The organism is Sphingomonas sp. LY29 (assembly GCF_035593985.1).
Classification (GTDB): Bacteria; Pseudomonadota; Alphaproteobacteria; order Sphingomonadales; family Sphingomonadaceae; genus Sphingomicrobium.
Genome location: NZ_CP141587.1, coordinates 531407 through 554684, shown reverse-complemented (window position 1 = coordinate 554684; position 23278 = coordinate 531407). Strand labels below are relative to the sequence as shown.

The following is a 23278-nucleotide window of genomic DNA, read 5'->3' as shown; positions in this document are numbered from 1 at the left end:
GCATGCGGCATAGGAAAAGCCTGCTAGTTCCCGTTGGAGTATCAAGTGACTCATTCGCTATTGCCCCCGACGCTAGATCGCAAACAACTGCTGCACGCTCTCAGGGCTCTACGAAAGGGCGACTTTTCCGTCCGGATGCCTGAGAGTGGAGACGGTGTGGACGAAGAAGTCGCGCGCCTTTTCAACGAGGTCGTCGACCTGAATGAGTCTATCACCAAGGAATTCGAGCGGCTTGCCATTGTGGTCGGCAAGGAAGGCAAGATCAGTCAGCGCGCTCATGTTCGCGGCGCGGCCGGTGGGTGGGACTTAAAGCTCAGAGCAGTCAACGAGCTGATCGAGGACATGGTGCAGCCGACGACCGAGGTTGCCAGAGTCATCGGCGCGGTCGCCAAGGGGGACCTTTCCCAGTCGATGGCCGTCGAGATCGACGGCCGGGAACTGCGTGGCGAGTTTCTACGCATCGGCAAGGTCGTCAATACCATGGTCGAGCAGCTTGGTAGCTTTGCATCGGAGGTAACCCGCGTTGCGCGAGAGGTGGGCACCGAAGGCAAGCTCGGTGGCCAGGCCAGGGTGAGGGGCGTCGCGGGCACCTGGAAAGACTTGACCGATAACGTCAACGCGATGGCCACCAACCTCACCGGCCAGGTTCGCAACATCGCCGAGGTGACCACGGCGGTCGCTCGGGGCGACTTGTCCAAAAAGATCACCGTGGAGGTGCGCGGCGAAATCCTTGAGTTGAAGAACACCATCAACGTAATGGTGGATCAGCTCAATGCCTTCGCAAGCGAAGTTACTCGCGTCGCCCGTGAAGTGGGCACCGAAGGCAAGCTTGGAGGTCAAGCCAGGGTCGAAGGCGTCGGAGGCACTTGGAAGGATTTGACCGACAACGTGAACCTGATGGCCGACAACCTTACGGGCCAGGTTCGCAACATCGCGGAAGTGACGACGGCGGTTGCCCGCGGCGACTTGTCTAAGAAGATCACCGTCGACGTGAAAGGCGAAATCCTCGAGCTCAAAAACACGATCAACGTGATGGTCGATCAGCTCAACGGGTTTGCGTCGGAAGTGACCCGCGTCGCTCGCGAAGTGGGCACCGAAGGTAAGCTCGGGGGACAGGCTCAGGTACCGGGCGTGGCCGGAACCTGGGCTGATTTGACTGACAACGTGAACTTGATGGCGGCCAATCTTACGGGCCAGGTCCGTAATATCGCCGAGGTCACGACGGCGGTCGCAAAGGGCGATCTTTCGAAGAAGATCACGGTCGACGTGCGCGGTGAAATTCTCGAACTCAAAGACACCATCAACACGATGGTCGATCAGCTCAATAGCTTTGCGTCCGAAGTTACCCGCGTTGCGCGCGAGGTCGGATCTGAAGGCAAGCTCGGCGGTCAGGCACAGGTTGAAGGCGTCGCGGGCACTTGGGCGGATCTGACAGACAGCGTGAACCTGATGGCCGGCAATCTTACCGGCCAGGTGCGCAACATTGCCGAGGTGACGACAGCGGTCGCCGGCGGTGACTTGTCAAAGAAGATCACTGTGGACGTTCGCGGCGAAATTTTAGAGCTAAAAAACACCATCAATACGATGGTCGATCAGCTCAACAGCTTCGCGTCCGAAGTGACCCGCGTGGCGCGTGAAGTGGGCTCAGAAGGTAAGCTTGGCGGGCAGGCTCAGGTTCCGGGCGTCGGCGGCACTTGGGCTGATTTAACGGACAGCGTGAACCTAATGGCGGGTAATCTGACTGGGCAGGTCCGCAACATCGCCGAAGTCACAACCGCGGTGGCGCGCGGCGACTTGTCCAAGAAGATTACCGTCGACGTGAAGGGCGAAATCCTCGAGCTCAAAAATACGATCAACGTCATGGTCGATCAGCTGAACGGATTTGCGTCCGAAGTTACTCGTGTTGCCCGCGAAGTGGGCACCGAAGGGAAGCTTGGCGGCCAGGCGCAGGTGCCCGGGGTGGGCGGCACGTGGAAGGATCTGACCGACAATGTTAATGCGATGGCGGCGAACCTTACAGGCCAGGTGCGCAATATTGCCGAAGTGACGACCGCAGTTGCGCTGGGTGACCTTTCCAAGAAGATCACCGTGGACGTGAAAGGTGAGATTCTTGAGCTCAAGAACACCATCAACACGATGGTGGATCAGCTGAACAGCTTTGCGTCTGAAGTGACCCGCGTGGCGAGAGAGGTTGGCACTGAGGGAAAGCTTGGAGGTCAAGCGCAGGTACAGGATGTCGCCGGCACGTGGAAGGATTTGACCGATAACGTGAACCTGATGGCGGACAATCTCACCGGCCAGGTTCGCAACATTGCTGACGTCACGACCGCGGTTGCTCGAGGTGACCTCTCGCGCAAGATCACCGTCGATGTAAAGGGCGAGATCCTTGCCCTCAAAGACACGATCAACGTCATGGTCGATCAGCTCAACGGCTTCGCGTCGGAAGTCACTCGTGTGGCCCGCGAGGTTGGTACGGAGGGCAAGCTTGGCGGGCAGGCCCAAGTTCCCGGCGTCGGCGGCACATGGAAGGACCTGACTGACAACGTGAACTTGATGGCGACCAACCTGACCAACCAAGTGCGTGGTATCGCCGAGGTCGTAACGGCTGTCGCGCAAGGAAATCTCAAGCGAAAGCTGACGGTCGACGCAAAAGGCGAAATCGCGGCACTGGCGGAAACCATCAATTTCATGATCGACACGCTGTCGACGTTCGGCGACCAGGTCACCAATATGGCGAGAGAGGTCGGCATCGAAGGTCGACTGGGTGGTCAGGCCCGCGTGCCGGGAGCCGCTGGCCTGTGGCGCGATTTGACGGACAACGTCAATCAGTTGGCAGCGAACCTGACGAACCAAGTGCGATCGATTGCCGAGGTTGCGACCGCGGTGACAAAGGGCGATCTCACTCGATCGATCGCCGTTGAAGCCTCAGGCGAAATGGCCTCGCTCAAAGACAACATTAACGAGATGATCGGCAATCTTAAGGATCAGACGCTTAAGAACGCCGAGCAAGACTGGCTCAAGACCAATCTCGCCCGTTTCAGCCGAATGCTTCAGGGCGAGCGCGATCTGGCGACCGTATCGAACCTGATCATGTCTGAACTGGCGCCGTTGGTGAACGCGCAATACGGAGTCTTTTACGTCACAAATCCCGATGCGGAAGAAACGACGCTCGAACTGGTGGCTAGTTACGGCGCCGAGCGGACCGACGAGCTGAAAGAACGGTTCAAGCTTCGCGAGGGACTGGTGGGTCAGGCCGCTGCGGACAAGCGCCCAATCCTCCTTAAAGATTCGCCTCCCGACTTCATCCGTATCGGCTCGGGGCTGGGTCACGCGCAACCCGCTAACGTCAATATTATGCCGGCGTTGTTCGAGGACGAAGTGAAGGCCGTGATCGAGCTCGCTTCGTTCGGCGAATTTAACGAAACGCACCAAAGCTTTCTTGATCAGTTGATGGAGTCGATTGGTATCGTTCTGAACACGATTGCTGCGACCATGCGGACCGAAGGCCTGCTCGCACAATCTCAGCTTCTCACGCACGAACTGCAGGCGCGCCAGACCGAGCTGACCACCAAGCAGGAGGAGCTACACAATACCAACGAGGAGCTTCAGGAGAAAGCAGTCGCTCTCGAGAATGAAAAGAAGCAGGTAGAAGCAAAGAACTTGGAGATCGAAAGGGCGCGCGGCGCGCTTGAGGAGAAAGCGGAGCAACTTGCGCTAACCTCGAAATATAAATCGGAGTTCCTGGCAAACATGAGCCACGAGCTGCGGACGCCGCTTAATTCCCTGCTCATCCTCTCCAAGCTCCTCAGCGACAATCCGAACGGAAACCTCAATGAGAAGCAGGTCGACTTCGCCCGTACGATTCACTCCGCAGGCGCCGACCTTCTAAGCCTCATCAATGACATTCTTGACCTGTCCAAAATCGAGTCTGGAACGGTGACCATCGACATCGGCGACATGCCAATCACGTCCCTTCGGCAACACATGGAGCGGACCTTCCGGCAGCTTGCGAACGATAAGGGGCTCCACTTCGACGTCCGGCTTGATCCTCGCTTGCCAAGCGCCATTCGGACTGACGAAAAGCGTCTGCAGCAGATTGTTCTCAATCTACTGTCGAACGCGTTCAAATTTACGGCGTCCGGCAGTGTCACGCTGAATGTCGAGATAGTGCAGTCGGGATGGAGCAGCAGTCATCCAATCCTAAAGCCCGGTGACGAGGCCGTTGCAATCTCGGTTATCGACACGGGGATCGGCATCCCGGATGACAAGCAGAAGCTAATTTTCGAGGCCTTCCAACAGGCAGACGGTACGACAAGTCGCAAATACGGCGGGACTGGTCTCGGCCTGTCGATCAGTCGCGAAATTGCCCGCCTACTTGGCGGCGAGCTTAAGGTTCAATCAACCTCGGGCTCGGGATCGACATTCACGCTCTTCATCCCACTCAAGCCGGCCAGCACAACGAAGGTCGGCTCGGGAATAAGTCGCTCCTCGGCTGGTTTCGAGAACAGCGGCGCCGTGGTTCCGACCGCACTTCCAACTGGCTTTGAAGTCGCCGACGATCGCGACATCCTGGGTCAAGAACCATTCGTATTGATCGTTGAAGACGATCCGACGTTCGCCGCAATTCTTCTCGACGCCGCACGGAGCGTCGGCATGAAAGGGGTTGTCTCGACCGCGGGCGCGGGCACGCTTCAGATGGCTCGGAAACTAAGGCCGACGGCGTTGACGCTGGATCTCAATCTTTCCGATATCGACGGCCTAGTTCTGTTGGATCTCTTACGGCATGATCACGATACGGCCGATCTTCCGGTACACGTTATTACCGGTACCGACAAAGCGTCGGCCGCAAAGGCGATGGGTGCATCGGGGGTGACGACCAAGCCCGCGGACGAGCGCCAGTTGAAGAAGATTTTCACGGGCCTGCTTAAGGTTGCCAATGATGGCCGACCGAAACGCAAAATCGCGCAAGCTCGCAAGGCGCTGGCGTCACCAGCACGTTCGGAAGATCACAAGATCTTGGGCGGTGCCAAGGTTCTCATTGTCGACGACGATATTCGCAACATTTTCTCGCTGACAAGCGTGCTGGAAAGTTACGACGTAACCGTCGTTCATGCAGAACGCGGACGAGAAGGGATCGAGATTCTTGAAAGCCAACGGGACATTGACGTCGCGCTGATCGATATCATGATGCCTGAAATGGATGGCTATCAAACGATGCAGGAGATCCGCAGTCGTCCCTCTCACGCTCAATTGCCGCTGATCGCCGTGACCGCGAAGGCGATGAAGGAGGACCGACAGAAGTGCCTTGATGCCGGTGCGTCCGATTATATCGCAAAGCCGGTCGACATCGAGTTGCTTCTCGCGCTTCTGAGGGTTTGGGTTCGACGCTTTCGTGAAGCGCGGGAAGTGCCGGCAAGCGAAAACGCATGAATGAATCAGTGAACTCGACTGACCGGCAATCTCAACCGACGGTAGAGCATACGCTTCCTCGGCCAAGGGTCCTCGTCGTCGACGACGACGAGCGCAATCTGCTTGCAGTTTCGACGGTGCTCGAGGACATCGGCGAGGTCGTCGTTGCGAACTCCGGCGAAGAGGCTCTTCGACAACTTTTGAAGGGCGAGTTCGCCGTCATTCTGCTCGACGTTTTCATGCCGGGCTTGGACGGGTACGAGACTGCACAGATCATAAGAGAACGCGAGCAGACTAAGCGAATTCCTATCGTCTTCCTGTCGGCCGTTAACAAAGAGACCGAACATTCGATGCGCGGTTACGCGATGGGCGCAGTCGATTACGTCTTCAAGCCCGTCGACGCAGTCGTGCTTCGTTCCAAGGTAGCGGTGTTTGTCGACCTATTCGCCAAAACCAAGGAAATCGAACGAAAGGCGGCGCAAGAGCAAAAGCTGCTCGATACCGCCCTTCGGGCGAACGCCGAACGCCTTCGGGCGGAACAGGAGCTTCGCCGTGCCGAAGAGCGGCAGGCGGCGATCATTCAATCGCTGCCGATCGTGCTCTATCTCGAACCTTTAGGTTGCGACGTTCGATGCCCCAATTTCGTGAGCGGCAATTTCGAGGCGATAACCGGGTTCAAGTTCGCTGATGTCTTGGAACAGCCAAAACTATGGGCAGAGCGCCTACATGAAGAGGATCGCGATCGCGTCCTCAGCGCGGTGGCAGAGCGCGATCGAACGGGCCGGCTCTCCGTGGAGTATCGCTGGCAGTGTGCCGACGGCAAATACCGTCACTTCCTCGATCAGGCGATTCTGCTGACCGATGCGGCAGGGACTGCAACGGAGTTCGCGGGGACGCTTACAGATGTTAGCGAGCGGAAGAGCCTTGAAGACCAACTTGTCCATTCTCAAAAGATGGACGCGATCGGAAAGCTCACAGGCGGTATTGCGCACGACTTCAACAATTTGCTCGCTGCCGTTTTGGGCGGCCTCGGAATGATCGAACGCCGAGCGAATCTAGCGCCTGATCACCTCAAAATTCTTCAGATGACAAAGCGTGCTGCCAATCAAGGAAGTGATCTAGTCAGTCGACTGTTGGCTTTTGCAAGACGCCAGCAGCTTCAGCCCGGCCATGTTGAGCCGGCAGACCTGGCGGCGGCGGTCGACGACTTACTGGCTCACACTCTTGGCGGTCTCGTTACGCTCACATGGGAAATTCCGGACAAGGTCTGGAATTGCTATGCCGACGCATCACAGCTTGAGCTCGCCCTGATGAATCTGATTATCAATGCCCGCGATGCGATGCCTGACGGCGGTCCGATTACGGTGTCGATCGTAAACCAGACGACCGCTGAGACCCTATCAGATGGATTGGCCGAGGGCGATTACGTCTTGTTCGAGGTGCGTGACGCAGGCTGCGGCATTTCCCGGGAAGACCTACGAAAGGTCATGGAGCCATTCTTCACGACCAAGGATTTGGGCAAGGGGACCGGCCTTGGTCTCAGCATGGTATACGGTTTCGCGAGGCAATCAGGCGGCACGTTTGAGATTGAGAGCGAGGTCGGGAAGGGCAGTGCGGCGAGGATCTGGCTCCCCCGCGCGCTCGACGTCCGCCAAAAGGACGGGCGGGCGAATGAGACGCTTCAACAGACCTGCGCTTCTTGCCGAGTGATCCTTGTCGACGATCATGATGAAGTCCGCACGGCGACTGCCGGCATGCTTGAAGATTTGGGGCATCGCGTAAAGGAATTTGACAGTGGCGAGGATGCCTTGGCCGCTATCCGCCAGGCCCCATCAGACTTCGATATCGTCATCACCGATTACGCCATGCCCAATCTCAACGGTCTGGAACTGATCCGACGGATGCGGGAATGTCGGAGTGACCTGCCGGCAATCATCGTCACTGGCTACGCGGATGGCGATACGGGGCTGGATACACCGGAGAATGTGGCAGTCCTGCTGAAACCATTTGAAATCGAAGCTGTCACAGCTGCGATCAATCTTGTGTCTGAACCAAATTCGGACAAGTCTGGTGGAAATTCTCCGGCATAGTCGAAATTGTCATATCAGGGGTACCGCCAGTAATGCTTTCGCGCGGGAGTTTGACGTCTGACCCCGGAAAGTCTGAGTTCGGCTTGATCGAGATATCGGGCACGTTTCAATACGTTGGTGATCGAAGGCTGATTAGCGTTGGAAAGCGGACGGGCGGTCTTCGCACTCCGTTCGCGCGCAAATCTGTTTGAGAGTGTATTTACTAACTCGTCTTATTTGTCGGGCCATGAGAAATAATACACCGTTCAGTCGAGACCGAGGCCAGCATCGGAAGCCTCACAGAAGTCCGAATGCCATCAATCGGCAAGCGATCCTCACGGCGGTGATAGGGGTTACTCTACTGACGGCGTTAGGCTTGCTCACCACCGACAAGGCGCCGTCCGTGATCCTGAGTCTCATGACGCCTTCAGACGGCGTTGGTCTCGAAAACGCCCAGCCCGCCGACGTATATTATCCAAACTGCGCCGCCGCTCGAGCTGCTGGCGTCGCTCCCATTAACTTCGGCGAACCTGGCTACCGCGAAAAGTTGGACGTGGACAGGGATGGTGCGGCTTGCGAGCCTCATCGCAGTTGGTAGTCGGTCGTGGGCTTTGCGGATGCCTTTTTGGGACGATGACTTTCGGGTGCGGGAAATGGCTTATGCAAGTGTGTGCGCCGACAAAACTTGACACTCCGTCCCCAAGCCTCCCAGTACACTATACGCATTTATTGGTTGCAGGATCGGAGAATTAGCTTGCAGGAAGCGCGACAGGCAAATGGAGGCAAGAAGCCTTGGGTGAAGCCCGTACTTAGGCGCATCGTCGCCGGGAGCGCGGAAGCCGGGCCAAATCCGGTCAGTCCCGAGGGTCAATTCGCGCGCGGCAGCTGACAGAGTCGGCTGGCGGACGAGGCTAATACTTCCATCCCGTGCTGGGTTATGTGGATTGGCACTGCGAAGCAGCAGGCAATCTTGTCCGGCGGATGGCTGCCGGGGCGGGTATTGTAAGCAATTCGACTCCCTCGGACGCGCCGGAATGTGCGATCGCAGGCGCCGGCCCATTTGCCCTCAAATTTGCGGAAGACGAATACTTTGCCATTGCCTGCGAAGGCGTGGCTAGGCGCTTCGGCGGGGAAAAGGAACTCGGCAGTCCCGCTTTGCTTCGCGCATTCCGTGATCAGAGCGAAACATTTCTGCGGGACCTGTCAGGCGCCTTTGCCATTGCCGTCTGGGACAAGAGCCGCCGCCGCCTTCTTCTGATGCGCGACGCACTGGGCTTCAAACCCCTGTTCTATGTGCTGCAAAACGGCGGCATCGCATTTAGCTCCCGAGCCGACGCATTCGGAGCTCTCGATCCCGCGGTAGGTCGTCCAGACCTTGAGACGATTATCACCGACCTCCGCTTCGGGCCCATTTCCGAACGCAGCTTCTACACGCACGTCTGTCAGGTCCGTCCCGGCGAAATCGTCACATTCGACGGGCGAACGGCAGAGCGGCGCCAGTGGTGGCAACCTGACCTCGGGCCAGAGAGCGGCGAGCCGCAAGAGTTGCTAGCCGAGTATAACGCCAGGCTGAAGGCGTCCGTCGCCCGCGCCGTGGCGGATCCCGGACCCGTCCTCGCGAGCCATCTGAGCGCCGGGCTCGACAGCGGCGTCGTGACCGCCTTGGCTGCGGACCTGCGACCAGTAGGAAGCCGATTGCTGGCGCTCACCGGTGTGCCACAGATGGCGATGCTTCCGACGATGGAGCATCGCCTATCGGACGAAGGCAAAATCGCCTCGCTGACGGCAGCGGCGCTACGAAATGTCGAGCATGTGCGTGTTGAGGCCCGGGGAAGCCCATTCGAACCGCTCAAACATGCAGCCGCGCGCTACCAACAGCCGTTGCCCAACCCGTTCAACTACGGATTGTTCAGTCGCATTCAGGACGTGGCTAGCGCTGCCGGAGCGTCGAAGCTTCTGATCGCGCAGTTCGGCAACTTCAGTTTCAGCATGGCCGGCGACAATCTGTCGCCAATGCGGAAACTCCTCTCGCAGGCGAAGTCTTGGCTTCGGCCGTGCGGACCGGTTGTGTCGCCAGATATTTTCCTGCGCGAAGTTGCGCCGGTGGCGGACGATCCGGGCACCAATCTCTCCGGGGCGGAGCGCCGACTTGAGGTCCTTCGCTCCATGAATCCGGGTGCCCTGTTGCGAGGCATAGAGGAGCGCTGGCAGCTCGCGCTGCAGGACCCGTTCGCTGACCGACACCTCGTCGAATTTTCCTTGCGACTGCCGGAATCGCTGCTCAACGCCAGCGGCATTCGTGGCATCGCTACTCCGATTGCCCGCGACCATCTGCCGCGCAGTCACTGGTCAGAGCGTCGGCGCGGATACCAATCCGCGGATTGGATCCCCCGAATGCGCACCTTCCGGGCCGAGGCGAGCGCCATGATCGCGGAATTTCACGACCATGCCGAGCTAAGCAGTCTCCTTGACCTGCCCGCGCTGGACGCCGCGGCCACCCGCCTTGCGACACTCGAGCGGCCCACGCCGCAGGACGAGCGCCTTTACCGGATAGAATTCCCACGCACTTTAGCGTTGGCCGCTTTCGTCATTCAGGCGAAAGCTGGTTAGCCTCCGCCTGGCGGCGATGCGCTGTCGAGTGGTCGCTGAACGATCAAGACCTAGAATAAAAAGTCGCTTGGCGTGATCGCGTCGGCAGGACTGATCACCAATACGATTTCAAAGTCGGAAATAGAGTCGCCGTTTACGTCAGCTTGGACCAGCCAAATCGGACCGCCAAGCGAGATATTCTCGTATCGTAGTTCGCCGGCAATACCGCTGAAGGCAGACGTGCCGACGAAGGTGAAAGCCTGATCGCCTGCCAGCAGGCTGTTAGCGTCGAGGCGCGATAGATCGATCAGATCGCCATTGTTGAAATCTTGGATGCCATCGCGTTCCGTCGAGTTCGAGTCGGTAAGCGCGAAGTAACGGAAGACGTCGTTCCCAGCCCCGCCGGTCAATGTGTCGCCTTGGGCACCTCCGACGATCACGTCGTTGCCCGCACCGCCGGTTAACACGTCGTTGCCGACTCCTCCGTAGATCTCGTCCGCATTTTGACTGCCGGTTATACTGTCGTTGCCCGCGCCCGAGAAGATTTGGAACGAGCCATTGGTCTCGGCTGAGCCGTTGAACGTGAACGTCTCTCCTATCGCAAGAGTGTTGGCCGAGACGACCATCTGCTGGCCGGTCGCGACGTTCAGGTCATTCATGGTCAGCTGGTACGCCGCCGTGCCGCCGGCCGCCCCGAAACGGGTGTCCGCGGCACTCAAGAGGACGATGAATTCGACGCTGGTCAGCTGAGCCGCGCCGAAGGTGATTGCGTTGGCACCGGTGAAATTCCCCTGCAAACCAAGTTGGTCGAGGCCGCCGCCGCCATTGATGACGTCGCTGCTTCCGAACCGTCCCTGTCCAAAGAAGAAACCGTCCCCAGCGGCACCGGAGCCCCCGGTGAAGTTGTCCACACCGAAACCACCGTAAACGGTAAAGCTGCCGTCAGTCTCGGCGGAACCGTTGAAGGTAAAGTCCTCGCCAGCCTGCAATGTGTTACCCTGCAGAACTAGATTTTTGCCGGCAGCGAGAGACGCGTCAGTCGTTGTGATCCGATAGTCATAAAGGTTGCCGGCAGTATCGCCAAAGCGGGCGTCAGTGCCCGACAGCATCACGACCAATTCAACATCGTTTATGCTGCCCAGCGTCACTCCGCCGCTATAATCTCCTTGCAGACCGATCTGATCGCGAGCGCCTGCACCCCCGTCCACGACATCCGCAGACGTGTAAGCGCCGCCAAAGTAAAATCCGTCATTGCCGTCGAGGCCAAAAACAGTGTCGTTGCCACCCTGCTGAAGCAGGAAGGTATCGTCGCCAGCGGTGCCCGTCAGGACGTTATCACCGGAGTCGCCGGTGGCGTCATCGTCGAGGATCGTCCCGCTTGCGCTTCCGTCGATTATGGCGGTGCCGGCTGTGGCATTGCTCAGTACGACAGTGAAGTTTTCGTCGCTCTCGAGCTGGATATCGCCATTGACCGTCACAGTGACTGTCTTGACGTTCTCGCCCAGAGCAAAACTCAGTGTTCCGGCGGCCGCCACCAGATCGCTGCCGGCCGTGGCCGTGCCGTTCACCGTTGCAAAGTCAACCGTGAAGGCGTCCGGGCCTCCGGTTCTAGTGACGGTAAAGGTCAGCAGAGTCGTCCCGCTGTTACCTTCCTTTTGCGAGACGTCGGAAATTGCCACTTCGGGCAGAGCCGTCACGTTAACAGCGGTCGTCACGATCATCGTGTCCGCACCGTTATTGTTCGCGAAATCGCCATCGAGAAGCGTGGTGGTGATCGTGCGCTGCGCCGACGTCGGGCTATCGCTGCTATTGCGGTAGGTGATGCTACGCAGGACTTCCTGCACGGCCGCCGCGGTAACCCCGGTGGTCGCGAAAGTGAAGATGAGGTCGCTACCGCCGGCGCCACCGCCGACGACTGTGCCAATTACTGTCCCATTGACGCTTACGCTACCCGACGTGACTGTGACGCTCCCGCCTGAGGCAATTTCCAGCTCGTCCTGCGCAGCCGACTTGCCGCCGGAAATCGCGATCGTCAGCGAGCCGTTGTTCATGTTGAAGCTGTCGTCAAAGAGCAGCAGATCCTGGCCAACGTCAATCGCAACAGCCGTCGATCCCTCAACATATTCCGCGATATCGCCCGCGAATTTTTGCGTGAACGCGGGCGTGTTCATTGAAAGATTGTTGGTCGTCCAATTCGCGACGTTGTTTACGGCTGCGCGGATCTCCTCCGGCGTGCCACTTAATGAACCGGTGTACCTACCATTGTCGAAATTGCCCATGGCGATGGCGGTCGAGCCGACGGACAGGCCAGAAGGCAGGCCCGTCAAGGTGGCAAGGCCCGTACCCGTGTACGAACTCTGATACCCAGTCGACGCGTCAAGCGACGCAATGGCCGTCCCGCCGACGCTGTCTAATGTGCCGAAGACGGGGTCGACAAATGCATGAATCTGGTCACCCGCATTACCAAAGTTAAGCGCCGCGACGCTGGAAGCAGTGCCGAAATATGTAACATTGCTCCACTCTGCGCTTGCCGCGTTGGCGCCATCGTTCTCAAGGAGAAACGACACCTTTGTTCCGGCAGGAAGGTCTGTTTGTGCAGTCCAGCGGAGGAATTCCTCGGCCGTGCGGAATGTGCCCGTGTCGGTGCGATAGCCATTGTCCGTAAACCAGATCGAAGTCCCACTCGGGACATCTCGGAGCAGAACGAATTCAAAATACTTTCCGTTCTGCGTCGATGTGTCGCTTTCGTAGGCAGTAAATGCAATATCGCCGGCAACCAGCTGAACAGCCTCCGCTTCGACGGCGAATATGTTTTCGCTAGCATCGTCTTCGAGCAACCAGCGCTCGTGACTCTTTTGATGAGTGAATTGGTCGCCACGATCGATATTACGCATTGAGCCCCCCGCCGGTTGTCGTGCGTCCACGGCACGACGCAACTGATATCCACCATAGATAACCGGTGTACTGAAAAATAATAGCAATAATTCCATCGGTCCGGTTGGGACGAGGCTGCCAACCAAAACTGCAGAAGCTCAGGATTCCGTAGAGTAAGAGGTGAGCTACGGCGTCGCCGTCGCAAAGGAAGTGCCGCTTCGTGTCCGCAATCAGGGCTTATCCGTCGCCCCCGAAGTGATTGAAATCTGCAGTGGTGGAGAGCGGACACTTCTACTATCGGCTAAAGGCCACGGCATCCCTAGTTGCAAACGGCGGCTGCGGTTCAGCCGCGAACCAGTCGTCACGGAAGCCGTAAAGCCCTTGCAGGTGCTAAGAGTGCCCGAGCCGACGACCCGCTGGTCAACGTTCAGACCTTCTGATCTACCATGACGTTGCAGCAGGCTGGGGCGGTAGGTATTTGGTCGTGCTTGGAGAAGGGGGTCTCCCAGATGTCCGCAAGCGGAAGTCGGATAAGCAGTGAACGGGGCGATCCACTTCATGCGGTCAGAATGGGCTCTTGATCAGAGAAAATATCAGCTCGCCTCAACCAAGCTTCCGAGTTGCCAAGATTTATCTATCTCGAATTTCTTAACCAATCCCGTATAGTGCAAGAGGACGTCGAACAGGGGGTGCTGGTGATTCTGGACTATGCGTGGGGACTCTTCGGCCTCATCGTGAGTGTCGTTACAGCCCACAGTGTGATGCGTCTCGTGGAGATGTTGGCGCCGCGGACAGCATTCTCTTCTCGATCGCAACTTACATCTATAAAGTTTTGGCCATTCTATCTGGCATCTCTCGCATTGACTGCCCTTTTGCTAAAACTTACCTTCGAAAACTCGCAATTATTCCCGCTCATTAAGATTGACGGCGAAACTCTTTATGCTGCGTCGGGATTGGGCCCATTCAATTACGTTCTGTGGCCGATCGTGAATCTGACGATTCTAGACTTCTTCCATTATTGGAAGCACAGGGCTCAGCATAAATTCTTTTGGCGCTTTCATGCAGTTCATCACTCCATCGAAGAATTAAGTGCAATAAATTCGTATCACCACTGGACTGATCCAATCTTTGGGACGTTTCTCGCGGCGTTTCCGATGGCAGTACTTATCGGTATGGATACACCGACCTTTGTAGTTCTTGCGTTTTTAATGTGGTTGCAAGGAGCCTTCATCCACTCGAACACGCGTATCCATTTAGGGATATTCAATCGCATTTTCGTCGATAACCGCCTCCATCGAATACACCACTCGATCGAAGAACGGCATTTCGATAAAAACTTTGGAGAGCGATCTTCTATCTGGGACCAGCTGTTTGGCACTGCTTACTTCCCGGAGCGCGATGAGTGGCCTGACACTGGTGTATCAGGACTACCCGAGCGTCGAAGACTGACAGACTACATCTGGTGTCCCTCGCAGGTTCAAGAACTTGGATTTAAAGGTCCCCAGGAGAGTGTAACTAAGCCGCTTGCTGACCAAGCGTAATGCCGTTTCTCGCGCGGCTACCGACCCTTCGAACGTAACCTAAAATCGCTCTCCATCTCCGGCAGAGTTCCCCGCCGCCCAAGCTGATGCAGCAGTGTGAACTTCGTGACGTTAGGGCGGATTAGGGGCGGCGCCAAACCGTGACCCTGAAAAGGGCAGGCGCAAATGGCACCTTACGAGCTTTCACAAGAGATAAATGCCCAGACACAATACGCTCGATATCGTATATGGTTGAATGATGGTAATGCCCTGAAAAGCCAGCGATCTTTCGCCCAAGCCGGTAAAGGGCGCTCTCTGTTGGGCCGGAAAGAATGAGCACGCCATCGGATCGCAGCAAGGGAACGAGTTTCGCTACGATGGCGGGAATGTCTTCATTGTGTTCAAGCGAGTCCAACGCAAAGATCGCCGCAAAGCTGCCTGCTTGAGCCTTCTCGAGCGATGTCCGGGTGGCCTGTTGCCATTGCTCACAGGCCCGCGCCAGAGCTTCGTCCTGCTCAATAATTAGATACGGACCACGTTTTGGGATTAGATGGCCGACTTCACCGGTGGCTGCGCCAAAGTCCAGGATGGGGCCGACGGGCGCATAGCGCCGATACAACTCGCCCGCCTTTTTGTTTCGCTGCCAGGCGACCCAAGCGGCCAAACGGTTGGCATGCACGTAGGAGGGAATGCAGCTCTCTTCAATTTCCTCGAACTGGCGGCGGACGTCAAAATGGGAGCGCAACACTGCTCTTCGGGCAGCGATGGAGCGACCGAAAATGAGACCTTCAAGCATGCGTTGCTCCTCCAACCTGTTAGCGGCCTACTCTTCGAGAGCTATTGCAATCAATAACCCAATCAAACGCATATGAATTTGCTGATCTGAATTTATGGCCTGCCGAGCTCACGCGGGCTTGCGTCTGCAATTCTGCAAATGTGCAAAGTAGTAAGTTGAACGGTGGGCGCTGCATCAGGGGCACCCAAAAAGCATTGCAAGCAAGACTGTAAATTGAGACCCTAAGATCTCACCGTGCTCAAATGCCAAACCAGATTATATCCAGCGCGGCTTACGAACATCACCAACGATAAAAAGCGACGACAATTGCACTCAACGCGGAGAGATTTGCCGCAGTCATCATCGAAACGACAATTATATTATACGGCAGGTCACTCACTCGCTTCGGTAGCAATGCGATCATAAGAAGTGGAGCGATCGGTATAAAATATCGACCCTGAAGCCCTAGGATCGATGTGTAAGACGAAGGCGTCCAATATAGATACAGCGCGGCACTAAGAAGTGATGCGACAGAAAATGCAATCACAAGGAGCCAGAGCCGAGTGCGCCAGCCAAGCGTGCCGGCTTGCGGGTCTCCGGAAAGCAGAGTGAGTCCGAACGCCGAGACACTGAGTATGGCAGCGGTATGCACCGGTCCGATATTCAACCAGCCAAACATAAAGAGCGAATGGTATAGCCTGAGCCCGTTCGTAAAGTACGTACTCCAGAGCAGACTAACTAGCTCCATGGGCTGATCAATGAATGCGGCAATGCGCTCACTGACGGGCGGTATATCTAGCTGTGGCGACACTACCATTCCTGAGTTAGCTCGCAGCCATAGCCCCGTTAGAACCGCAGCGAGTCCGCAGACGAGTACGGGCGCCAATAGCCGGCGCCAGCGGTCCCCACGCTGATGAAATGGCTGGGCTGCGACTAATGCGATGGGCAAGTAGAGCATTTTTGAGAGGCTAACTAAGAGCGTGATGATCGTGAATGCGAATAACTCGGACCGCTGCCATTGGTCCCTTAGAAGCACCTTCAAGCCGACTGCGGCAACCAGGCAACTACCGCCGATCGCAAGACCGTCCTGGCCGAAAGCCGCTGACGCCGAGGCGGACATCGGAAGGAGACCCGCCCAAACAAACGCCAAGGCGCCGACAGGAGTAATTCTCACTGCCCAGTAGACGAGCGCAATGACGAGTGCGGAATTAAAAAGACGTCCCAACCGGATGATGTCTTCTACTGACAAGCCGGCCGCTCTGCCTGTCCAAATTGCTAAAACTTGCGGGATGTACCCTGCTGGTGAGTAAACAACGGATCCCAGAAAATTGGCGTACCTGCGTGGTGAGGTGACATTCGGATCAGTACCGGCGTCAAGCAACGTGTCCAGCGGACGTTGGACAACCGTGTATGTCACGTGCAGCTTTACCGTACCGAGCTCATTCAGGGCAGCCTGAAAAACGCCTTCGGGCACTTCTCCCCCAGCCATCTCACCGCGACGCTCACCATACAAACTAAGCTCAGATATCTGCCACGCTCGAAATAAATGCTGGTGTTCGTCCGGCGTCTGAAAGGGCGGAGTTAAAACTGCATAGGCAGCGTAAAGGATCGGAGCGATGCAAAGGAAAAGCCGACCTGAATTTACGTTTTTAAGGTGAGATAGTAAAACTTCCAGCCAAGGCGTACGGGTTGTCATGCGCTCAAACGCCGATAATACTTGTGAAACGGTATGCTTGGAACATTGCGCATGTCAAAATTCAAAGCGGATAAAAGTAGCTGAGTGCCGCTTAAAATAGGCAATGCCGCGATCATCACTTCGCCGGCCGTCGCTTCGACCCCTCCGTAATACGATTCCAACCAGAAAGAAGCGCCTGCAATGGTGCCAAAAGTGAGTAGCACGATCGCGACGATCGCCTCAATTGTTGCGAGTGAAAAGTCACGGATAAGATAATGTATGAAGAATCGTTTTGCGGAATTCTTCAAGTTCTTGATCAGGAAGGGTAGGGCAACTCGAAAGGCATTCAGATTGCTTTTCTCGTTTCTATAAACTGCGGCCATCGGAATGTCGCGTACGACCGCCCTTATAAGGTATAAGTGAAGCAGCATGTCCGTCTCAAAAAAATATCTCTTGTCGATATCGCGACTAACTAAAATCTCCGCGACAGCTTTATGCATCGCTGTATAGCCGTTTGTCGGATCGAAAATGTTCCAATAGCCTGAAGATAGCTTGGTCATGAAGGAAAGGGCACCATTCCCAATCAATCGACCGGCAGGCATCCCCTTCGTGTTCTCAATGTAAAAAAACCTGTTTCCTTTGGTGTAGTCTGCTGTCCCATCCACGATCGGAAGAATGAATTGAGGAATTAGTGCCGGATCCATTTGACCGTCACCATCAATCTTGACTAGGATATCATGGCCGTCGGCAAGCGCTTGGCGGTAGCCGGTTAACATTGCGCCACCTACGCCCTCGTTAGCTCGATGATATAGAACCCTCACCCGATCGTCATCGATCTCTTGTTCTATCATCTGGCCTGATTTGTCGGGACAAGCATCGTCAATGCAGTAGATGACGGACACTTCTTGGCCGATGCCGGAAATCACGGCGGCGATATGATTTCTAACCTTATAACAGGGGATTATTACGGCGACGCTGCCGTGCTGGATTATGGGGCTCCCGGACGCGAGCTGATACATCTCGAATGCGTTCAGGCCGTCTTTCACGCAATGTCCCCCGGTCGTCACAGATTGATTATTTGCGCCCGGACAATGATCAAGGCGCCGATGATTAAAGATGTTGCGTCATTATGTAACTGAAACCGAGCTCTTACCAGTTACGACCAGCAGTGCCATGAGCACCTTAATATCTTACTAGGGCGAGTGGGATGCCGCTCTCTGGGGCGAGCGCACAATAGCAAACTCAATCATATCGCATCGCCGACATGATGAAGGGGGTGCAGGATGTAAAACCAGCAGCTGAGATTGACCGATAGATCAGACATCTCGCGACCTGCTCGTCCTATTAGCATGGCAGCCAAGATTAAAGTGCAGCTGGGCTGCTGCCGCGAGGCTACCCCTGCTGCGGCGCGATAGAGTCGTTCGTCACAGGCAAAGTTCACCCACGGACCACATCATTCCAAGCCGGGCTACCCTACATTGCTCTCTCGCTTATGGCGTCTCGTGGGGCTTCTCTGACTGCTGATTCGCCTTAATTCAGAATACGCGAAGCGGTCGATCCTCAGCGATCAAGTCGGCCAGAATCTGGATAGGTAAAGCTATCTGGAATGAGACGCCGTGCTCAGTGTCCTCAGACCAGCGCACGAACGCTTTCAAGCTCGGTATGCCAGCCAACTCTATTAATGTGTTCTCGCCGAACAATATGGGTTCGCTCGCGCGGATACGCGCACCGACCATTGAGAGATCGCAGACGGTAACGGAATGTCTCCGTCCACCTGTCCGTAAAGTCGCTCTAAGGTCGGTGGCGACGCGGGGCGAGGTTCGCCGTTTGTCAGAGAGTATCTTCTGTCCGATACGCAGCAGAGCTTGCGGGTTAAGCGTCTGCGTGAACTCGATGCCCGCCAGGCCATCGCGATTCCAGACTACGATGCCTTCAATTGCTCGTTCATCGCCAACTCGAAGCGCCGCACTGACGCCTGTCTTGAGGGGACCGTAGGGCTTAACTTGCACGCCGGTCGAGGAGATATTTTTGACCAGACAGAAGGACGATCCGCTTTCCATTTCGAGCAGCCCCACCCGCAGGACAAGCTTGTGCCGCGCATTGGAACGACGTTCCGAGAACACTTCGGGCGAAGTTTCTTGGTTTTTCGGTTGTGAGCGACGCATCAGAAATCTCCCCCGACCGTCGCTACGCGGGTTCACCTTCTAGAAAGTGTTGGATTGATCCGTTTTGGAGAGAATTTCCCTGTTTGTAACGGTCAGGCAGAAACGCTGCTTCCGTAGGTTGCCGTAAGGCCGAATGGAATGCGTTGCGTCGGTACGAGAGCCTCGGGTTTAGGTCGGATTTCTAGCGACGTTGGGAACGGATCCGCTTTAGGCGTTGAGAGCTGAGATAATAAATTCGAGCGCCAACGATCAATGCGTTATCGATCAGTTTCTGCACGGTCAGTCCCCTCAACAACAGAGATCAGTGCTTCGAAGCACTCATGATCCAGTCCGCCGCCAACCTCGGCACCCATGATTTCGAGCGCCGCTTTCCTCCCCATCGCCGCGCGGTACGGGCGATCGGCGGTGAGCGCATCATAGAAGTCGCAAGTCGTGATCAAGCGCGTCTCTCGTTTGATTTCCTTATCCATTAATCCGAGCGGGTAACCCCGGCCGTCGAGGCGCTCATGGTGTGAAGCAGCGACCGAAGAGATGTCTGAGAGAGCTCCGATCCTGTCCAGAATGGCCCGCGTGTGCACAGCGTGGTCGCGCATTTCCGCCCACTCCTTTTCATTAAGGCCGGCGGGCTTGTCGAGAATAGCATTTGAGACCCCTAGCTTTCCGACATCGTGGAGAAGAGCGGCGCGATGGAGCCAACGACGTCGGGGCTCCAGCATGCCCATTTCCTTGGCCAAGCTTGAGCTCAACGCTGCCACTCGTGTGGAATGACCGCTCGTGAATGGGCTTTTGGCATCGATGACCGATCCAAAGGCGGCTGCAATGTCATCTAGATATTCATCGTCGACAACCAGTTCGTGGTCAGGCGGCGCGAGCGGAGTCAGTTTCGCCTCGACGAATGGGCTCGCCAAATCCGACCAGAACGACTTTTCAGCGCCCAGGCGCAATGCAACTGTGACCAGTTCCGGATCGAGCCAGCTTCCCGATCGTCGCGCAATTTCGTCGAGCGCGGCCTGAGCCCCGGCATGTTGATGGAACACGTCGACGATTTGCGCGAGAAGCGCGATTCTTGAGAAGAGCGGAATAGCGTGGCCACGGAGCCGATTTGGCCGGCCGGAACCATCCCAGTGCTCATCCAGCGAATAAATGCCTTCGCTTACTGGCTCAGGAAAGCGCAGCGAGCGGGCGATGTCCGCCCCGCGGGTGCACCGTGTGACGATGAGGTCTTGGGCAATCGCATCTCCATTGCGTAAGATCTTACTGACCGCTGAAACCCGCGACTGCCAAGGCCGACTGACCGCGGTCCGCGAAAACACAAAATGCAGAGTTGCCGCCAAGCTTGTCCCGACGGTTTTGTAACCCTGTTTGAAAGCTCGGTCGTCGGCTTGGTACAGCTCACAGATACGAGCCGCATTGCTGCTACATCCCAGGTCTTTTAGCAGAAGAGTATAGTAAAGCTGGTGACGCTGGACGGGCGTCAATCCAATCGCGATGCCGATTTGGCTGCCGATCCAGCAGGAGCGGACACTGTGTCCCGCGGGCTGACCTTCGGTTAGGTCCAACGCGTAGCTGAATGCGCCCAAAATTTGGGCCAAGCTGGTTTCGGCCTGAGTGCCGCATTGTAACGGGGTGTAAAACATCGAGCGCTCCGAGCTGGAGCGGGATTAACTTCACTAGATTATCAAGCAGTGAGCGGTCGTGGTTAATGCGTGACGCGACCGATTAGGACGTTGTCTGTCACACGGATTTGAGAAGGAGCGGGAAGTCCTCGCTAATCGCGTGTGCAAGTCCGTGCGCCGGTCGCCAGACGACGTCGCGCACGTATCCGAAGTCGCGGATCTCCGAAGTTCGGAACTCGAAACGCGATGAAGGTACCCATAGGTCGCAGGCTTAGTTCACGATCGCTCGTCGATAGCCAGCGGCACGGGCATCCTTTTCGCTGCAGAACATGTCTTCGGCCCGGGTACGGTCATAGTAGGGCATGCCCGGCAGGTGATAAATCCACTGACCGCGCCGATTGCGGTTACCTTTGATCCGGCATCCTACGTTGACGTCTCGAGCGACTGACGTGCCCTTGATGATGACCGGCGCCGAGCGATTAAGGCTACGCCCGTCTTTCGGGGCGCTGTTCTCAATACGCTCTCGGTCCGCGGCACGGACCTCGCTGGGCATCGTGAAACTACCCGCCCAGATGCCGCGCTTATTCAGTTTGGCAGTCTCTTCAGCCGCGACGTAGTCGCTCGAATATCGGCGGAAGGCCACCGCGTAGCCGTTCGCTACCATGCTCCGGTTTATGTCTACGGTGCCGACTGTGCATCTAGCGAGGTGGCGATCGTACTGGTCGGTCCCCGTCGAAACGCACCGGACCTCCTTGCCGACGACGAGCTTTGAGAGAGCGTCCGCTGCCTCTTGGCCACACTGCCAGGAGGAGCCCGCTCGTTGGCAGTTCTGATCGAACTCCGGCGCATCGATGCCGAAGAGACGCACCCGTTGGCCGTTTACCTCGAACGAGTCACCGTCGCCGGCGGTCGCAATCCCGTAAAGCGAGGGCAGGGCGATGAGTGCGAACAGAAAGGACATGGTTTACCCTACAAATTGCAGCCGACCGGAATGTACCGCTCAGAGGGGTAATCGCCAATGTCCCACGATGCCATGACTACTGTGGGGGCACCGGCGCCGCCGGCGCTCTTACGCGACTGTCCCCGGCCCAGAAAACTCGCCCGACAAGGTCGATTTCGTCGCGAGCAGCCGGAGCAAAGCAGACCCGCCTAGCAGGTTCTCGTCCACATCGAGACGAGCTGGGTACCCGACACCTTGCAGAAAGTTATCTCGGCGTACCGCGCCTCACGAGCTGTTGGAAATCGGCGGCGTCATGACCCATCTTTGCCGGCAAATGCGACGATTACTCCCTTTGCAGATGCCGCAAGACGGTACCTCCAGAATGGTGCAACTGGCAGGGTTCTGTCCACCACGACTTTTGACGGTTGCGAAATCGCGGCAGAGTAAAGTGATGCAGTCAGCAAAAAACTTCGACTGGATGCACTGCGTGATTGAAAATCTTAAAATCCGGGCCGCCCAGGTTGTCGGACCAATGGGCGAACCACTAACGCTCGAAACGATGCCGGCGCCCACAACGACGAGGTGGGTCATCCGACGAAAGGCCGAGGTCGTCGCGGCAATTGCCGGTGGCCTGCTGACCGTCGACGAGGCGAGTGCCCGCTACTCAATCAGCTTGGAAGAGCTGGCCAGCTGGCAGCGCGCCGTTGATCGATCGGGAATGCCGGGATTACGAGTGACACGTCTAAAAGAATACCGTTCAATGTATGAGGGTGCGGAGCAGCAATGCGCCGACATCACAGGACAAAAGACCTGACCGTTAATTTGCAACCGGTGGCTCATGGTCTGCGACTAAACGGTGGTGAAGTAAGGCTGCCTGATGCTTTCCTACGAGGCTTTACCCCCGGTCAAAAAATGGGAATGTAGGCTTTCTCCGCCGTCTTTTTGAAGAATATTTAACCAAGACGCGCATCATTTCTTTAGCCTCGAGATGACCATCTCGAAAACCGCCGGATAAATCGGCCTATCAAACTCGAGACCGACTTCGAAGTCGTTAACCCAGCAAACGGTCGCACTCAACGCTTCCAAACCGCCGAAAGTAACCCACACCTTCGCGTGTATCTCAGGTCGCACGACAAACTGAGCCCGACATCCGTGAGGAGATAGATCCACAATTTGAAGTTTGTACCCGCGTTCTCCGGGACGTCGAATGGTGACGTCCGCCGATACGTCCACTCTTTGACTTTGTCTGGATACGGGGAGGCGGCCTATGCCGGACGGTTCTGTCATTTGACGAGGGTGACCTGACTAGAGGATAAGTCGCCGTCAGCACGCTCAGACGCGAAGGAAGCGGCGCTCTGATGCAGGTGAAAGACGCTCAATTGAGTCTCCCCGCCTTTGAAGCAGGCTGTGGCACCTTAGAACAAAAGTCGCTCATCCGCATCCCGGCTTATGAAGTGGGCAATGTGGCTCCTTCTCCGAGCCTCAGACATCTGTTCTTAAGCTGAACATTCGTGAACCATCTTTGATAAATATCTCCGTTTCGGACTTTTTAGAGAAGAATTTGTAAGGTCGTTTTCGTAGGAACATTCGGCGTCGCAAACGAGGCGCGTTTTGCGTGCTGCTACAGTTTGAGGCCCGTTGGCTGG

14 protein-coding genes are annotated in these 23278 nt (G+C 56.6%); 6 read left to right on the top strand and 8 right to left on the bottom strand.

From position 1 onward, the window contains the following. The first annotated feature begins 156 nt into the window (after positions 1 to 156). The 4 genes from SH584_RS02690 (at position 157) to SH584_RS02675 (ending at position 10088) form a co-directional block, all read left to right on the top strand. Positions 157 to 5430, top strand: coding sequence for a HAMP domain-containing protein (locus SH584_RS02690; RefSeq protein WP_324808348.1), 5274 nt, complete (start codon positions 157 to 159; stop codon positions 5428 to 5430). Continuing rightward, the gene (locus SH584_RS02685) at positions 5427 to 7499 is read left to right on the top strand and encodes a response regulator (protein ID WP_324808347.1); all 2073 of its coding nucleotides are present in this window, start codon (positions 5427 to 5429) and stop codon (positions 7497 to 7499) included. The genes SH584_RS02690 and SH584_RS02685 overlap by 4 nt, the downstream gene beginning before the upstream one ends. A 226-nt stretch (positions 7500 to 7725) precedes the next feature. Continuing rightward, positions 7726 to 8076, top strand: a complete 351-nt coding sequence (locus SH584_RS02680; protein ID WP_324808345.1) for an excalibur calcium-binding domain-containing protein — start codon at positions 7726 to 7728, stop codon at positions 8074 to 8076. Positions 8077 to 8459: 383 nt separating this feature from the next. Next, positions 8460 to 10088 (top strand): asparagine synthase-related protein, encoded by a 1629-nt coding sequence (locus SH584_RS02675; RefSeq protein WP_324808343.1) that lies wholly within the window; start codon positions 8460 to 8462, stop codon positions 10086 to 10088. Between the two features lie 50 nt (positions 10089 to 10138). On the opposite strand, the gene SH584_RS02670 is transcribed toward SH584_RS02675, so the two are convergent. After that, a complete protein-coding gene (locus SH584_RS02670; protein WP_324808341.1) occupies positions 10139 to 12961 on the bottom strand; it encodes a Calx-beta domain-containing protein in 2823 nt (940 codons plus the stop codon). A gap of 645 nt (positions 12962 to 13606) precedes the next feature. Here SH584_RS02670 and SH584_RS02665 point away from each other — a divergent pair. After that, positions 13607 to 14482, top strand: a complete 876-nt coding sequence (locus SH584_RS02665; protein ID WP_324808340.1) for a sterol desaturase family protein — start codon at positions 13607 to 13609, stop codon at positions 14480 to 14482. A gap of 121 nt (positions 14483 to 14603) precedes the next feature. Here the strand turns inward: SH584_RS02665 and SH584_RS02660 are convergent, their stop codons facing one another. The 6 genes from SH584_RS02660 to SH584_RS02635 all read right to left on the bottom strand — a co-directional run bounded on the left by SH584_RS02660 (position 14604) and on the right by SH584_RS02635 (position 21653). Next, positions 14604 to 15257 carry a class I SAM-dependent methyltransferase gene (locus tag SH584_RS02660; RefSeq protein WP_324808339.1) on the bottom strand — a complete coding sequence of 218 codons (654 nt, stop codon included), beginning with the start codon at positions 15255 to 15257 and terminating at the stop codon, positions 14604 to 14606. A 280-nt stretch (positions 15258 to 15537) separates the two neighbouring features. Next, entirely contained in the window at positions 15538 to 16932 is a 1395-nt protein-coding gene (locus tag SH584_RS02655; protein WP_324808337.1) for a DUF2142 domain-containing protein, read from the bottom strand. Beyond that, a complete protein-coding gene (locus SH584_RS02650; RefSeq protein ID WP_324808335.1) occupies positions 16929 to 17957 on the bottom strand; it encodes a glycosyltransferase family 2 protein in 1029 nt (342 codons plus the stop codon). Before SH584_RS02650 ends, SH584_RS02655 begins: the two co-directional genes overlap by 4 nt. Positions 17958 to 18446: 489 nt before the next feature. Further along, complete coding sequence (locus SH584_RS02645; protein ID WP_324808333.1) at positions 18447 to 19076, bottom strand: PilZ domain-containing protein; 630 nt, start codon at positions 19074 to 19076, stop codon at positions 18447 to 18449. Between the two features lie 257 nt (positions 19077 to 19333). Further along, a complete protein-coding gene (locus SH584_RS02640) occupies positions 19334 to 20713 on the bottom strand; it encodes an HD-GYP domain-containing protein (RefSeq protein WP_324808331.1) in 1380 nt (459 codons plus the stop codon). A 250-nt stretch (positions 20714 to 20963) separates the two neighbouring features. Next, on the bottom strand, positions 20964 to 21653 hold the full coding sequence (locus SH584_RS02635) for a thermonuclease family protein (protein WP_324808329.1): 690 nt from the start codon (positions 21651 to 21653) through the stop codon (positions 20964 to 20966). A gap of 466 nt (positions 21654 to 22119) precedes the next feature. On the opposite strand from SH584_RS02635, the gene sciP reads away from it, so the two are divergent. Next, entirely contained in the window at positions 22120 to 22446 is a 327-nt protein-coding gene (gene sciP, locus SH584_RS02630; RefSeq protein ID WP_324809443.1) for a CtrA inhibitor SciP, read from the top strand. 155 nt (positions 22447 to 22601) lie between these two features. Here sciP and SH584_RS12665 read toward each other — a convergent pair whose 3' ends face one another. After that, on the bottom strand, positions 22602 to 22919 hold the full coding sequence (locus tag SH584_RS12665; protein WP_416385143.1) for a PilZ domain-containing protein: 318 nt from the start codon (positions 22917 to 22919) through the stop codon (positions 22602 to 22604). Positions 22920 to 23278: the final 359 nt, after the last annotated feature.